This is a genomic window from Candidatus Accumulibacter sp. ACC005 (genome assembly GCF_907163215.1).
Lineage (GTDB): Bacteria > Pseudomonadota > Gammaproteobacteria > Burkholderiales > Rhodocyclaceae > Accumulibacter > Accumulibacter regalis.
The window spans coordinates 380705-396136 of the sequence record NZ_CAJQUB010000001.1 but is presented as its reverse complement, the minus strand read 5'-3'; the positions used below and the strand labels follow the sequence as shown (position 1 = coordinate 396136).

Genomic DNA, 15432 nt, shown 5'->3' with positions numbered 1-15432 from the left:
GACCTCTTCTCGCCGCTGCGGACCTGCCGCCGGCCGTCAGGCTGGCGCTTGCGGCGCCCGGTAGGTCCAGGAGAAATGGCCAGACGAGGCGAAGAACAATTTGTTGGTCGCCGCGTCCGTCGCCCGTAGCCGGACCTTCAGTTCCTTGCGCGGAAGGGCGCCCAGCGGCGTATCGGCCTGCCTGACCAGCAAGGTACTTACCCGCGTCTCGCCTTCGACGCGGTCAATCGTGCACGCCAGCTCGCCACACGCCTGCTCTGCAGCGGCCTGGCCTTCGTCGATTTCCACCGCCATGGCGGCGGACTCGGCCACCAGCTCGTTGACCGCGCCAGACAGGAGCGAAAGCGTCTTCAAGACCGGAGCGACGACCGCCGAGAGGCGGCGCCAACCGACCTCCTGCTCGGGACTCAGGCTCACTTCGCCGCGTCGCAGCTTGCCCGCCAGGCGCAGGTACGCGGTGACATCCTTGTCACCGCGCAAGGCCTCGACCCTGGCGCGGTGGCCGGCGATCGCCTCTTCGAGTTCGGCACGCTTTTCCCGCAAAGCAACAATGCCGGCGTCCTCGGTCGAGGCGTCCGGCAGCAGGACCAGAAACACGTTGCCAACCTCCCGGTGTGCGCGGGCGAGGCGCACCTGGATATTCCTGGCTGCCGCAGCGCAGGCTTCTGCCTGCTCAAGCGACAGGACCTGGGCAACGATATCGCATAGCGTCGCCCGGGCAATGACGACCTGGCGAGCGATGATCACGCAGTTGTCCGCCCGCTTCAAGGTCACGCAGCCGTGCGGCGCGATCAGCGTCGCTCCGGAGGCGACACCTTCGACGACGATGTCGCCGTCGTCATTGCTGGCGCTGCCGCCAACCAGATTCTGTTGCAAGCGCACGGTACCGCCGGTGGACACGATGTTGCCAAAGACATCGGCGAATGCGGTGATGCTGCGACAGGTGACGACACGCTTCTCCTGGATTTCACCGTGCTGTTCGTACACTTCGCCGGTCAACATCAGGTCCCCGGTGGTACGTGCGCTGACCCCCTCGTGACTGACGATCTTGTCGGTCACCGAGAACTGGTGGCTGCGCGTATCGATGGTGAGGAAACCACAGACCGAGGCGAGCAGGTATTCGCCGTCCTTTTCCCGACTCAGCTGAGTCCCGGCACCGGCCATGCGCTGCAGGTCGAAATCCTTGGGCAAGGGCGCGGGCAGCGCCTCGCCGGTGACGTCCCGCCCGTCGACGCCGGGAGTACGCGGCGTCTTCTTCACCAGACGCAGCCCGGCGGCGACCTGCGGATAACGCGTCTCGAACTGGCGCAGATCGACCCGGTCACCGAACAGGCGACGCGGTGCGTTGTTGCGGCGCAGGCCAGGCGCCTGCTCGGTAATCGTGGCGTCCTTGCCGGCCACGAAGGGCTTGCCGCGAGCCACGACACGCCGCTCTGGCCTGTCGAGCTGGATGCCTTCCTGGACCGCCGCAACGTCGATTCCGAAGCGCACCCCCTTGCCCCACGCGCTGGCGACGAACTCGTCGAAATCCAGCCAGACACGCACCTCCTGCGGCGAGCCGGCGAGCATCCCCTGCGGGCTGTTGCCGCTGCCTTCAGTCGACGCCTCATCGGGCGCCGCGTCGCGATAGATCGGCTCGAACAGATAGGCCGCCTCGCCGCGCTGAATCCGCAGCTCCTTGTAGAGCGACTGGCGCTGCGGCTGAAAGGTGGCGATATCCAGCGCCAGGAACACCTCGTCGGGGGCAGCCTTGTCGCGACTCGCCGCATCGTCGTACAGGAGCGACTGGAATTGCGCATAATCCAGGCCCCGGAAATAGAGCCCCAAGGCAAAGGTGCGATCGACGAAGTCGACGAAATCAACCGGCGAATCGAGCCGCGACAAGGTCACAAACAGGCCGTCCGCCCGCTTGACGATATAGCGCGACAAGGCGATCTGTCCATCCTCGAGGTCGGCAAGATTGCCGATGGCACTTTTCGGTTGGTCTGGCATGGTCATCGTGCATTCAGCTCTAGGTCGGTTGCTGGGTGCAGAGGCTTTCCCCGTTTGCGCTGGCGACGCGACGCGGCGTGGCGAGCGCCCTGCGATTCGCCCACCACGGCCGGCTTGGCAATTCCTGTGCCGGCCCGCCGCGCAGCGGGATCGCGCTTGCTCGACGATCAATTGAGCGCCGAGCCCGGCGCGACTGCTTGCAGCGTACCAGAAACCGACGTTCGCCTGCCAACCTGCCCAGTTCGAGAGCGGCGCATTCAGCGCGCAGGTCAGCGCGCAAGCGGCGACTGCGTTACATTCACTATCGCCCACGCTCATCGCTTCCGCGTGCAGCGCAAAACCCCTTGCCGAGTTCAGCCATGCCCAGCCGACGTCAATTAACACCGTTGTTCGCCATCTTCCTTGCCGCCTGCGCCAGCTTTCCGCCGGACGGGCCCAGCGTGATGGCCTTGCCCGGATCGGGGCAGTCGTTCGCCAAGTTCCGCGGCGACGACGGATTTTGCCGGCACTACGCGAATCAGGCGATTGGTGGCGCAACGCCGGCAACTTCAGCCGCCAACGCCGGCGTCGCCAGCGCCGGCGTCGCCAGCGCTGCGCTAGGCACGGTCGTCGGTGCGGCCGTGGGCGCCGCGATCGATGGCTCGAGCGGCGCAGCGGTCGGCGCCGGCGTCGGCCTGCTCGCTGGCAGCGTCGGCGGAGTCGCGGCCAGCAACGCCTCCGCGTATACCGTGCAGGAACGTTACGACCAGAGCTACGTCCAGTGCATGTACGCGCGCGGTCACAAGGTCCCCGTGGTCGGCACTTTCGCGTTGCCGGAGGACGCCATCAACAGACCCGTTGCCTCGCCTCTTCCGCCCCCGCCGCCTCCGCCCCGCGGCGCACCGCCAGCGCCACCACCGCCGCGGGGCGCGCCACCGCCACCGCCGCCGCGCTAGCCAAACCCGGCAAGCGGGTTGCCGCCCTGCCAGCCCGCAGCCTGGCGAGCGCGCCGGATGCGATTCGCTCGGGACGGTGGCAACTTCTGGCGTACACTACGGGCCCGACCGAACAGAAAACGCTGCCATGCCCCGCCCGACCCTGAAACTCCCGAAGACGACCGCGACCGACAGCGCTGCGCAGCCAGGCCGATGGCCAGGGCGCAAACCTGTCCGCGGCGGTGCGCCGCCGTCAAAACGCGCAAGCACCCGCCGTGCCGACAGCCAGCCGGCCGCCGCCGAGGCACCGCCCCCGCGGGCCAGAAAAGAGGACGGCGCTGCACCGCGCCCGCCGCGCCGCGCGGACGAGGCAAGGCGCAACCAAGGGCAACGGAGCACCGTCCAGAACGCTGTGGCGAAGAGGGAGATCTCCCTGCCAGCGCAACAGCCAGCGCAGCCGGACTCCCCGGCGACCGACCAGCCGTCAGCGGCAAGCGAGGCGCCCGGCAGCAGCGAAGGTCACCCGAGAAGGGCGGGCAAGGAAAGATTCGCCGCGCCTCGCGCGACCGCCGATCGACCTGGCAAGCCCGCCAAGAAGGCCTATCCTCCACGCGGGATCGCGCGCAGCACCGGCGCGCGTGCCTTCCGGCCAGCCCCAGAAAATCCCGCCGACGGCGACGCTGAGGCGACGCCCGCCAGCGCCCCGCACAGGGGGCCGCCGAGCGAAGCAAGGCCAGGCCCGCGAGCGACGCCACAGCGCGAAGCGGTGCACGAGGCAAGCGGCCAGACTCGCGGCCTGGCGAAGGAGTCGCCGCGGCTGTCGAAGCTGGTCAGCCAGCTGGCGCAGTGTTCGCGGCGCGAAGCCGACGAGTGGATCGAGAACGGCTGGGTAAGCGTCGATGGCGTGGTCGTCAACCGACTGGGCGCGCGCGTCAACCCCAGGGCAAAAATCAAGATCAAGGACATTGCCAGCGCGCACACCAGCGAAAGCGTCAGCATCGTCTTCAACAAGCCGCGCGACCTTCCCGGCCCGCCGGCCGAAGCAGGCCGCGAAGCCATCGCCGCCTTGATCCGCGCCGACAACCGCTGGTCCGACGACCCTACCCCGCTCACCTTCCAGGCCAGCCATCTGCGCGGTCTGGCACAGGCCGGAAAACTCGAGGCCGACGAGGGCGGGATGCTCGCCTTCACCCAGGAAGGCAGTGTCGCGCGTCGCTTGAGCGGTGGCGATTCGCGGCTGGAGAAGGAATATCACGTGCGCGTCGAAGGCGAACTGGCCGCCGACGGCCTCGATCTGCTGCGCCATGGACTGTCGCTCGACAACGTCAAACTGCCGCGGGCGCAGGTCTCATGGCTCAGCGATCAACAAATGCGCTTCGTCCTGCTGGCCGGCAAGAAGGGGCAGATTCAGCGGATGTGCGAACTGGTCGGCCTGCAAGTCACCGACATCAAGCGCGTTCGTATCGGCAGCGTCTCGCTCGGCAAGCTGCCGCCCGGGCAGTGGCGCTATCTGCGCGAGGACGAGCGCTTCTGACGCCGGAGACACCCGCCGCCGCAAGTGCGCGACCACCGTGCTTGCAGCCCGGGCAAGCTGCGGCTACCATCTGCCCTGATCCCGCCGCCCACGGGGAAAGGCGTGTCAGCGCAGCGCTCCGAGGGCCCCCGGCGGTCCTGTTCAAGGCCAGCACAATGCTCGATACGCAAGCACCCCGGGACCTTGCCGCCTGGCTGACCTTGTTCAGCGGCGCCGAGATGCCCATCCTGCGCCAGACCGCCCGCCGCCTCGATGAGGCGCGGCAGCAGATCGACCGCGTCAGCGGCCGCGACATTACCGCCATCGTCCTGCAGGATCCCCTGCTCGCCATCCGCGTGCTGGCCTACATCCAGTCGTTCGGCAGCAAACGCCTGCGCAGCGACGTCACCAATATCGCCACTGCGGTGATGATGCTTGGCGTTGAGCCCTTCTTCCGCAAGTTCGAAAATCCGGCGACCATCGAAACCATGCTTGGCCGCAACCCGCAAGCGCTACTTGGCGTCCTGCAGGTCGTCGTGCGCTGCCAGCGCGCGTCGCGCTACGCCCACGACTGGGCCTTCGCCCGCCACGACATGAACGGTGAGGAAGTTGCGCTCGCAGCGCTGCTCTACGACCTCGCGGAAGTCCTGCTGTGGTGCTTTGCTCCCGAACAGGCGATCGCCATCCGTGCCCGCCTGCAGGCCGGCAAGAGCTTGCGCAGCAGCGCAGTGCAGTGCGAGGTGCTCGGATTTCCGCTCGCCGAGCTGCAGTTGGCACTCTGCCACGCCTGGCAGCTGCCCGATCTGCTCACCGCGCTGATGGACGACGCGAGTGCGCAGCTGCCGCGCGTGCAGAACGTCAAACTGGCGGTCAACCTGGCACGCCACTCGGTTAACGGCTGGACCGATGCCGCCATCCCGGACGACTTCGCAGCGATCGAAAACCTGCTCAACGTCAGCCGTGAAACGCTGCTCGCGCGACTGCAGCTGCCGCCAGAACTGCTGCCCCGGCTGGTGCGCGCCGGCGACGCATCAGTCGAGGAGCGCTAGCCGACTCCCCTGACTGCGCCGCTCAGCGGGCAAGCTGCCCGTGTTCACAGGCGGCGATCAGACCCCTTGCCGCCAGCTCGCAGAGGTCGAGAACGCGTTCGAATCCGGACTCGGCGCCGTAGTACGGATCGGGAACGTCGGAAAGGCCGAGATCGGGGACGTAGTCGAGGAACATCCCCAGCTTCGCGCGGCTTTCTTCCGGACACAGGCGCAGCAGATTGGCCATGTTCTCGTGGTCCATCGCCAGAATCCGGTCGAAGCGATCGAAATCGGCGACGATGACCCGCCGCGCGCGCATCCGGGAAAGATCGTAGCCACGCTTGGCGCCGACCTTGCGCGCCCGCGGGTCCGGCGCTTCGCCCGCGTGGTAATGGCCGTGTGTCCCCGCCGCATCGGTTTCCAGCAGGGCGCCCAGTCCCTCGCGCTGAGCCAGGGCACTGGTGACGACAGCCGCCATCGGCGAGCGACAGATGTTGCCCATGCAGACAAAGAGAATTCGGTAACGGGGGGACGTGGCAGTCTTGCTCATTAAAGGTCGTTCCTTCACAGATCCAGTAGGTCAGGTCACCATTCCACGCTCGACGCTTGGCAGCGCAGCCGCACACCTGCGGGGGCAGCTACTCGGCGCCAGCCGCGCCGCCCTCGGGGAACAAGGCGTCAACGAAACCGAAACGACGGAAGTCCTTGATCCGCATCGGATAGAGAATACCGTCGAGGTGATCGCATTCGTGCTGCACGACGCGGGCGTGAAAGTCGCAGACGGTGCGCTCGATGGCCCGACCGCAAAGGTCGAAGCCGCTGTAGCGCAGATATTTCCAGCGCGGCACCGAGCCGCGCAGCCCGGGCACCGAGAGACAGCCTTCCCAGCCGTCTTCGACCTCTGCCGAGAGCGGTGTCAGCAGCGGGTTGATCAACACCGTGCGGGGCACCGTTTCGGCGTCAGGATAGCGGGGGTTGCCGTCGATCCCGAAAATCACGACGCGCAGATCGACGCCGATCTGCGGCGCGGCCAGGCCGGCACCGTCGAGCGCGCGCATGGTGTCCTGCATATCGACGATCAACGCCGCGAGTTCGTCGGTGGCGAAGCGCTCAACGACCCTCGCCTGCTGCCACAGACGCGGATCGCCCATTTTCAGCACCGGTCTAATCATCGTCGCCGAGCATCGTCTCGATGATGGCATGGACCTGCTGCATCGACGCCGCCAGCACCGCATGGATCGCTTCGAGGCTGATGCCGGCACGACTGTCGCCGCGCCCGGCGGCAAAATTGGCGACCACATTGATCGCCGCGTAAGGCAGCGCCAGCTCGCGTGCGAGAGCCGCCTCGGGCATTCCGGTCATGCCGACGACATCGGCACCATCGCGCTCGAGGCGGTTGATCTCGGCGGCCGACTCCAGGCGCGGTCCCTGGGTCGCCGCGTAGACCGCCGCATCGGCGAGCCTGCTGCCCGTCGCTGCCGCTGCGGCGCGCAGCCGCTGGCGCAGGGCATGGTCGTAGGGTTCGGTGAAATCAATGTGCGCGACGGTGGCGCCGGGGCCTTCGTGGAAGGTCGACGGGCGCCCCCAGGTGTAGTCGATGATCTGTTCCGGAAGGACCAGATCGCCAGGCTTGAGGTCCGCACGAATGCTGCCGACGGCAGCGACGGCAACGATGCCCAGCACCCGCGCCTCGGCCAGCGCCCAGATGTTGGCCCGATAATTGACCTGGTGCGGGGGAATGCCGTGCTGGTCGCCATGACGCGCCAGGAAAACCACCGGCCGACCGGCGAGATGGCCAAAGCTCAGCGCCGCGGAGGGCTCGCCGTAGGGCGTACTCGCGACCTGCCGATGCGAGACGGCAAGCCCGGCGAGCCGGGTAAGGCCGCTGCCGCCGATGATTGCGAGCATGGTCAATCCTCCCGCATGGCGTAGATCGCAGGCAGATTGCGCCACGCCCCGCGCACGTCCATGCCATAGCCAAAAACGAAGCGATCGGGAACGGTCAGCGCAACGAAGTCGGCGCGCAGGGGCTTTTCCCGGCCGTGCAGCTTGTCGGCGAGAACGGCCGTGAAGCAGGCCGCCGCCCCCATGTCCAGCAAGCGATCGCGGATCGCGGCCATCGTCACGCCTTCGTCGAGAATGTCGTCAACCACCAGCAGCGTCCGCCCGGCCAGCGGCAACGACGGCGCGACACGCCACGACAGCGCGCCGCCGGTCGTCGCCTGGCCGTAGCGGCTGACGTCGAGGTAATCGAAGTCAAGAGGAAAATTGAGCTGCGTCAACAGCTGGCCGGCGAAAGGCACGCCGCCCTTCATGACGCACAACAACAGCGGCCGGCGGTCGTGCAGCCTGCGGCTGATATCGCGCGCGACACGGCTCACGGCCGCAGAAACCGCCTCGGCCGAATGGATCAGCTCGGCCCTGGCCAGAAGGGTCATTGCCGCCTGCCCGTCCATCATGCGTCTTGCCGAGCTGCTGGCGGGCTTGGCGCACGGCCACGGCCGGCGGCGGCTCGCCGCGCGCTCCTCGCCGTCATTGCGCCGCTGCCTCCGCGCCTGCCTGCAGCAGGGCCAGCAACTGTCCTTCGTCAAGCACCGCCACGCCGAGCTGCTGCGCTTTCTCGAGCTTGCTGCCGGCGTCGGCGCCGGCAACGACGAAATCGGTCTTCTTCGACACCGCCGAAGTCACCTTGCCCCCCGCCGCGACGATCAGTCGGCCGGCGTCATCGCGCGTCAGCGACGGCAGCGCACCGGTGAGCACGAAGACCTTGCCGGCGACTGCGCCAGCGCTGGACACGGCCGGCTCGCTCTCGCTCCAGCTCACCCCGGCGGCCCGCAGCTGCTCGATGACCGTCCGGTTGTGCGCCTCGCTGCAGAACTGGCGAATGCACTGTGCGACGGTCGGACCGACGTCGGGAACCTGTTGCAACGCCACTTCGTCGGCGGCCAGCAGGCCCTCCAGACAACCGAAGTGACGCGCCAGATCCCTGGCCGTCGCTTCGCCGACGTTGCGGATTCCGAGCGCGTAGATGAAACGCGCCAGCGTCGTCCGCTTGCTCTTCTCGATCGCCGCGAGAATATTCCCGGCCGACTTCTCGGCCAGGCGGTCAAGCTTCGCCAGCGCGACAAGACCGAGCTGGTAGAGGTCGGCCGGCGTGCGCACGATCGCGTTGTCGACCAGCTGCTCGACCAGCTTGTCGCCCAGCCCTTCGATGTCCATTGCCCGCCGCGAGGCAAAGTGCAGCAGGGCCTGCTTGCGTTGCGCCGGGCAATAGAGACCGCCGGAGCAGCGCGCCACCGCCGCGACGCCCTTGCCGCCGCTCTCGTCGTCGCTGCGCACGACGCGCGAGCCGCAGACCGGACAGTTCTCCGGCATGCTGAAACGACGCGCGGCGGCGGGCCGCTGGTCGACCAGCACGCGAACGACTTCCGGAATCACGTCGCCGGCCCGGCGAACGACGACGGTGTCGCCGATGCGTACGTCCTTGCGGCGAATCTCGTCCTCGTTGTGCAAAGTGGCGTTGATCACCGTCACCCCGCCGACGAACACCGGTTTGAGCCTCGCCACCGGGGTCAGGGCGCCGGTGCGCCCGACCTGAACGCTGATCTCGAGCAACTCGGTGACCGCCTCCTCGGCGGCAAATTTGTGCGCCAGCGCGAAACGCGGCGCGCGCGAAACGAAACCCAGCCGCGCCTGCGCCGCCAGGTCGTCGACCTTGTAGACCACGCCGTCGATAGCGTAGGGCAGTGCGGCGCGCTGGCGACCGATGTCGGCGTAGTAGGCGAGCAGGCCGGCAAGTCCGGAGACGCGGCGCCGCTCGCGGGCGACCGGAAAGCCCCAGGCGACGAGCCGATCGAGCAATTCGAAATGCGTCGCCGGCAAAGCGACCCCGGTGGCGACCCCGACGCCGTAGGCAAAGAACCGCAACGGACGCGTCGCGGTGATGCGGGGGTCGAGCTGGCGCAGGCTGCCAGCAGCCGCGTTGCGCGGGTTGACGAACTCCTTCTCGCCTTTCTCGCGCTGCCGCTCGTTCAGCTGCGCAAAGTCGCCGCGCAGCATCAGCACCTCGCCGCGAACGTCGAGCATGGCCGGCCAGTCGTCGCCGCGCAGGCGCAGGGGAATGCTGCGCAAGGTGCGCAGATTGCCGGTGACGTCCTCGCCGGTGGAACCATCGCCACGCGTCGCGCCGCGCAGCAGGCGACCGTCCGCGTAGATCAGGCTGACCGCCAGACCGTCGAACTTGGGTTCGGCCGAGTACCGGATCTCGCTCTCGTCGTCGTTCGCCAGCGCCTCGCGAACCCGGCGATCAAAGGCGGCGACTTCGTCGTCGGCAAAAGCATTGTTCAGCGACAGCATCGGCGTCGCATGGGCGAGCGCAGCGAACTCGGGCAATGGCGCCGCACCCACGCGCTGGGTCGGCGAATCGGCGCTCAGCAATTCCGGGTGGGCGGCCTCGAGCGCCGCCAATTGAGCGAGCAGGCGATCGTACTCGGCATCGCTGACCAGCGGCGCGTCGTGACAGTAGTACGCTTCGTTGTGCCGCTCGATCTCCTCCCGCAAGCGCTGCACGCGATCGCTGGCACTCATCCCGGCACTTTCGGGCGTCAGGAAAAAAGGCGCTGCGCCAGCGCGCCGCCCGCCGGCAGCTCACGCGCCGCCATCGCCGCCTGGAACTGTGTCACCTGCTGACGAATCGGGTCCAGTGCGGCCTCCGACAAGGGGCGACGGTTATCGTCGACCAGCGCGCCGTTCAGTGCTTCGGCAAACCGCCGTGCCAGGTCGAACATCTGGGTCAATACCCGGTCGCCATTGGCCACACGTGGCACATCGAGGAGAAAGGTCACCCCGTGCGTGCTCAGTGTCTTCATCGACTCTGCCGAAAACTCGTCGGCCTCCTGATTCACCAGTACGTAGAGCACGTTGCCGCTGTCATCGCAGCGGGCAAAACGCCCGGCGCTGTCCATGACCATTCCCGTCGACTCGGCCAGCGCGCGCAGCTTGGTGCCCGCGAAAACCTGTCCCTGGCTGATGACATTGACACCGATCTGGATATCGACGCCGGCGCAGAAGTCGTCCAGCTGGGCGGCAAGCTGCAAGGCCTGCTCGCGTGCCGGCAACTCGACAAGGCCCATCAGTTCGGTCGCCATTTCCTGCATCGCGACCTTGAAAACCGATAGTTCACGGTCGGCCAGCGGGCCCTTGCGGTCGACCAGCTGCGCGCCGACGCGAATGTGCCGGTACTCGTGTTCGCTGTCCTCGAGGATCGGCTCCCAGGCGTGCGAGTCCTCGTTGTGGCCGATCCAGTGCACTGCCTTGCTCAGCCGCGTCAGCGTGGCGCGCTGTGCTTCACGGATGCGATAGCCGGCGATCGGTTCGACGACCTGAATCGCGGCGATGTAGTCGATCCTCGGCGACAGCACGCAAAGCGGTGCCGGGCTATCCCTGGCTTCCGCCCGGTCGCCGGCGGCAGGCGTCGGCGATGCGACCGCGGCGGCCGCGGCGGCCGCTTCTGCGTGACTTGCCGATCTGCCTGCAAGCGCCGCGGCGCTTGCGTCGCTCGCCGTTTCCTGCGTCGCCGCCGACGCATCCGGCTCCCGCAACTCGTCCGGATGCTCGCGCAGCAAGGGTTCGATGCGTTCCTGATCGCCAGGAGGCGCGCCCTCATTCGCCAAGCCGCCGCTGCTTGCGCTGCCCGGCTCATCGAGCAGGACGTCGGTCTGGCGTGCGCTGAGCAGCTTCTCGGCCATTTTGCGGTGCTTGCGCTCCTGCCATTTGTTGTAAGCCAGCACTCCCAGCACGGCGACACCGCCGAAGCCGATCAAACCCATCTGCAAGTCGGTCATATCTCTTCCTAAACGAGTTGCTCGCGCATGCGTAGCGCCTCTTCCATATCGACTTCAACGATGCGCGAGACGCCGGATTCCTGCATGGTCACTCCGACGAGCTGTTGCGCCATCTCCATCGTAATCTTGTTGTGGCTGATGAACAGGAACTGCGTGTTGATCGACATCCGTCGCACCATCGAGCAGAAACGTTCGGTATTCGTATCGTCAAGCGGCGCGTCGACTTCGTCAAGCAGACAAAACGGCGCCGGGTTGAGCTGAAACATTGAAAACACCAGCGCGATCGCCGTCAAGGCCTTCTCGCCGCCGGAGAGAAGATGAATCGTCGAGTTCTTCTTCCCCGGTGGCTGCGCCATCACCTGTAATCCGGCGTCGAGGATTTCCTCACCAGTCATGATCAGGCGCGCCTCGCCACCACCGAAAAGCGCTGGAAACAGCTCGCCAAAGCTGCGGTTCACTGCGTCGTACGTGCTTTGCAGCAGGTCGCGCGTTTCACGATCGATACGGCGAATCGCATTTTCCAGCGTTTCCATGGCCTGCGTCAGGTCTTCCGACTGCGCATCCAGATAGCCCTTGCGTTCGCGCGCCGCTTCCAGTTCGTCCAGCGCCGCCAGGTTGACCGCGCCGAGCGCGTCGATCGAGCGCTGCAAGGCGGTGATCGCGCCCTGCAAAGGCGCCGCGCGCCAGCCGCCCAGCTCGCCGGCCAGCGACGGCTCGTCGGCCTTGGCCTCGGCCAGCTGCGTCGCCGCCTGCTCGACGTTGAGCGCTGCAGCCTGCTCCTTGAGCTTCAGTTCGCCAATCCGGTTGCGCAGCGGGTCGAGGCTCTGCTCGGCCTTGAGGCGCTCTTCGTCGAGGCCGCGCAGGGCATTGGTCGCCATTTCCAGGGCATCACGGGCACTCGCCAGCGCGTGCTCGCGGGCGACGCGATGATCGAGCGCCGCCTGCAAGCGGGGTTCCAGTTCGTCTGCCTGCAGCGCCGAGGCGTTCTCCGCGCAACGCTTCAGCTCCTCCACGACGCGTGCCAGCTGCTGGCTGGCGAGTTCACGGCCAGCGGCCAGCTCCTGCAACTTGCTGCGTGACTCGCGTTGCGAAAATTCGGCTTCGCGCAGTTCGCGTTCGCAACCGCCGAGCTGCTCGCGCTGCTCACGCAGGACGCCTTCGCTGCGCTCGAAAAGCATCTGCGCCGTGTGCATCAGCGTCTGCAGCTGGCGGAGCTGCTCGCTGTGCGCATCGATCGCCTCGTCGATAACGAACAGGCGCTCGCTTTCGCTCTCTTCCTCGACCGCCAGTTCGGCCAGGCTATCGTCGATCTGCGCCTGCCGCTCGCTGAAGCGTTCGCCTGCCTGCGCCAGCTTCAGCGTCTCCACCTGCAGGGCGTGCGCCCGATTCTGCAGAACGCCGAGCTGATGGCCGGACTCCTGCAGGGTGTGCTGGCTATCCTGCAGCCGCTGCTCGCTTTCGCCCAGCCTCGCCTGCGCCTGTGCGAGCCTCTCCTCGCGCTCGCCGATCACCGCCGCCAGCCCGTCGATCTCGCGCTGCCGCTCGAGCAATCCGTGCTCACCACTATCCGGAGCAAACAGGGTCACGCTCTGGCGGCTGACGAGGTCGCCGCCAGAGGTCACGCAACAGGCGCTGGCCGGCAACGCGCTGCGCTGCGCCAGAGCGGCTTCCAGATCGGGCGCGGTGAGCACTTCGCCAAGCCAGTCGGCAAGAATGTCCGACAACTGCGGCGAGTCGCAACGAATACGCGCCAGCAGGGTGTCGCCGCCAACGACGCGGCTCGTTGCGCCGCCGACCAGGGGCAGCAGCAACGTCAGTTTGCTCCCCGGCCGGTCGGTGCTCCACGCCGGGTCGGCGGCGTCGGCCGGCAGCGCGCCGAGCCGCTCGCGCAGCACGGCTTCGACGGCATCCTCCCAGCCGGCTTCGACGTGCAGCGATTTCCACAGCGCCTCGCCGTTCTGCAAACCATGCCGATGCAACCAGTCGCCCAGTTTGCCGTCCGCCTGCAGCCGCCGCTGCAGCTGTTGCAGGGCGTTGCGGCGCGCCGTCGCCTCGGCGCGCTCTTTCTGCGCGTGCTGCACCGCGGCGAGAATCTCGCGCCGCTGTTGCTCGACCTGTGGCAGTGCCTGTTGCAGGCTTTTTTGCTCGTCCAGCGCGACGCTGATCGCCGCACGCAGGGCGAGCAGTTGGCCCTGTTTGTCGGTCAACTCGCGGTCGTCGGGGGCTGCCAGCGCCTGGCGCTCGAGCGCCAGACGTTCGCGTCGGCTGGCGATGCTCTGCAAGGAACGCTGCGCGTGCCCACGATTCGCCTGCTCGACGTGCAGCCGCCGCTCGGCCTGGACGATCTCGGCGCGTTGGCGACTTGCTTCCTGGCGCGCCGCGGCGTGGCTGTCCTCGGCCAGCGGCAGGCGTTCCTGCTGCGCCGCGAGGCGCAGCTGCCCCTGCTCGACGCGCTCGTCGGCCACCGCCAGCAGGTCCTGCCAGCGTTGCTCGTCGGCGGCCAGCGTCGCTGCCTGCGCCTGCCAATTCTGTCGATCGGCGGTGAGTTGGGCCAGACGCGTCTCGTACTCGCGCTGCGCTTCGCGGCGATGGCGGATCTCGGCTTCCAGCCGGGCGACTTCGGCGTTGGCGGCAAACAGCTCGCCCTGCGCGGCATGAACGCCGTCGCTGGCGGCGAAATGCGCTTCGCGCGCCGCCTCGATACGCGCCTCGAGATTGCGCAGCGCGGCGTTCTGCGCTTCGAGACCCGTGCTCGCCTGTTCGACCTCGCGCGCCAGCCGTTCACGCTCGAGCTGCGCCTCGTTACGACGCAACAACCAGAGCAGCTGCTGCTTGCGCGTCAGCTCGTCGCTATAGGCGCGATACTGGCGAGCGACGCCGGCCTGCCCTTCGAGCCTCTCCATCTGCGACGCCAGTTCGAGGCGGATGTCCTCGACGCGGGTCAGGTTGTCGCGGGTGTCGGCAAGGCGATGTCCGGTTTCCTTGCGCCGCTCCTTGTAGCGCGTCACGCCCGCCGCTTCCTCGAGGAAGACGCGCAGCTCGTCAGGTCTGGCTTCGATGATCCGCGAAATGGTGCCCTGCCCGATGATCGCGTAGGCGCGCGGACCGAGGCCGGTACCGAGAAAGAGGTCGGTCACGTCCTTGCGCCGAACGTGCAGGTTGTTGATGTAGTACTCGGACTGGCCGCTACGGGTCAGCAGGCGCTTCACCGACAGCTCGGCGTATTGCGACCACTGCCCGGAAAGCCGCCCGAGGGTGTTGTCGAAGACCAGCTCGACCGCCGCCCGCGACACCGGCTTGCGCGATCCCGAACCGTTGAAGATTACATCCTGCATCGATTCGCCCCGCAACTCCGACGCTTTCGATTCGCCCAGCACCCAGCGCACCGAGTCGATCACGTTCGACTTGCCGCAACCATTTGGCCCAACGACGCCGATCAACTGCCCGGGCAGCGCGATGTTCGTGGGATCAACAAAGGATTTGAAGCCGGCGAGTTTCAGTCTGGTCAGGCGCATCAACACTGAAGCGCGGCCTGCACAGCCGCGCTGGAAGAAATCGGTAAAACCTTGCCGCGCGGCGCATGACGCCTCGCACCGGCAAGGCTCATGACAAGCAACATTCCAGCCGGGTGCAAAATGGGTCGCCTATAATAGCATTCTGCCTGGCCAATTTGCCTGCCCTTCGCCCCTCCCGCCCCGCGCGGAGCACCACTCGGAACCACCATGAGCACAACGCCGGCCGAAACGCTTGCCACCTTCGCCAATCCCGCGCCACAAAGGGATTTTCGCATCCACATGGAAATCCCCGAATTTACCTGCCTGTGCCCGAAGACCGGGCAGCCGGACTTCGCGACCCTGATCCTCGACTACATCCCCGAGCAGAGCTGCGTCGAGCTGAAGAGCCTGAAGCTCTACATCTGGTCGTTCCGCAACACCGGCTGCTTCCACGAAGACGTCACCAACCGCATTCTTGACGATCTCGTCAGCGCTACCCAGCCACGCTACATGCAACTCACCGCGCGCTTCTACGTGCGCGGCGGCATCTTCACCACGGTCGTTGCCGAACACCGCAAACCAGGCTGGACTCCGGCGCCAAGCGTTGCACTCGCCGCCTTCGACACGCAATCGACCACCCGAGGCTAA

General features: G+C 67.2%; 12 protein-coding genes. 4 read left to right on the top strand and 8 right to left on the bottom strand.

The genetic code is table 11. From position 1 onward, the window contains the following. Nucleotides 1–36: 36 nt before the first annotated feature. On the bottom strand, nucleotides 37–1998 hold the full coding sequence (locus QZ613_RS01855) for a flagellar assembly protein A (RefSeq protein WP_291866737.1): 1962 nt from the start codon (nucleotides 1996–1998) through the stop codon (nucleotides 37–39). A gap of 353 nt (nucleotides 1999–2351) precedes the next feature. On the opposite strand from QZ613_RS01855, the gene QZ613_RS01850 reads away from it, so the two are divergent. From QZ613_RS01850 to QZ613_RS01840, 3 genes are all read left to right on the top strand, one after another. After that, nucleotides 2352–2927 (top strand): glycine zipper family protein, encoded by a 576-nt coding sequence (locus QZ613_RS01850; RefSeq protein ID WP_291866734.1) that lies wholly within the window; start codon nucleotides 2352–2354, stop codon nucleotides 2925–2927. A 745-nt stretch (nucleotides 2928–3672) separates the two neighbouring features. Next, complete coding sequence (locus tag QZ613_RS01845) at nucleotides 3673–4440, top strand: RNA pseudouridine synthase (RefSeq protein WP_291866731.1); 768 nt, start codon at nucleotides 3673–3675, stop codon at nucleotides 4438–4440. Between the two features lie 155 nt (nucleotides 4441–4595). Continuing rightward, a complete protein-coding gene (locus QZ613_RS01840; protein WP_291866728.1) occupies nucleotides 4596–5468 on the top strand; it encodes an HDOD domain-containing protein in 873 nt (290 codons plus the stop codon). Between the two features lie 22 nt (nucleotides 5469–5490). Here QZ613_RS01840 and QZ613_RS01835 read toward each other — a convergent pair whose 3' ends face one another. From QZ613_RS01835 to smc, 7 genes are all read right to left on the bottom strand, one after another. Beyond that, complete coding sequence (locus QZ613_RS01835; RefSeq protein ID WP_291866725.1) at nucleotides 5491–5997, bottom strand: low molecular weight protein-tyrosine-phosphatase; 507 nt, start codon at nucleotides 5995–5997, stop codon at nucleotides 5491–5493. Nucleotides 5998–6085: 88 nt separating this feature from the next. Then, nucleotides 6086–6619: a peptide deformylase gene (gene def / locus QZ613_RS01830; RefSeq protein ID WP_043569961.1), complete on the bottom strand. Its 534-nt coding sequence runs from the start codon at nucleotides 6617–6619 to the stop codon at nucleotides 6086–6088. Beyond that, nucleotides 6612–7355, bottom strand: coding sequence for an S-methyl-5'-thioinosine phosphorylase (locus tag QZ613_RS01825; protein ID WP_043569958.1), 744 nt, complete (start codon nucleotides 7353–7355; stop codon nucleotides 6612–6614). Before QZ613_RS01825 ends, def begins: the two co-directional genes overlap by 8 nt. A gap of 2 nt (nucleotides 7356–7357) precedes the next feature. Continuing rightward, nucleotides 7358–7906, bottom strand: coding sequence for a hypoxanthine-guanine phosphoribosyltransferase (locus QZ613_RS01820; protein WP_043569956.1), 549 nt, complete (start codon nucleotides 7904–7906; stop codon nucleotides 7358–7360). Between the two features lie 73 nt (nucleotides 7907–7979). After that, the gene (ligA, locus tag QZ613_RS01815) at nucleotides 7980–10034 is read right to left on the bottom strand and encodes an NAD-dependent DNA ligase LigA (protein ID WP_291866720.1); all 2055 of its coding nucleotides are present in this window, start codon (nucleotides 10032–10034) and stop codon (nucleotides 7980–7982) included. A 17-nt stretch (nucleotides 10035–10051) separates the two neighbouring features. Then, the gene (locus QZ613_RS01810; protein WP_043569952.1) at nucleotides 10052–11290 is read right to left on the bottom strand and encodes a cell division protein ZipA C-terminal FtsZ-binding domain-containing protein; all 1239 of its coding nucleotides are present in this window, start codon (nucleotides 11288–11290) and stop codon (nucleotides 10052–10054) included. A gap of 8 nt (nucleotides 11291–11298) precedes the next feature. Then, nucleotides 11299–14805 (bottom strand): chromosome segregation protein SMC, encoded by a 3507-nt coding sequence (gene smc, locus QZ613_RS01805; protein WP_043569950.1) that lies wholly within the window; start codon nucleotides 14803–14805, stop codon nucleotides 11299–11301. 207 nt (nucleotides 14806–15012) lie between these two features. On the opposite strand from smc, the gene queF reads away from it, so the two are divergent. Further along, on the top strand, nucleotides 15013–15432 hold the full coding sequence (gene queF, locus QZ613_RS01800) for a preQ(1) synthase (RefSeq protein WP_043569948.1): 420 nt from the start codon (nucleotides 15013–15015) through the stop codon (nucleotides 15430–15432).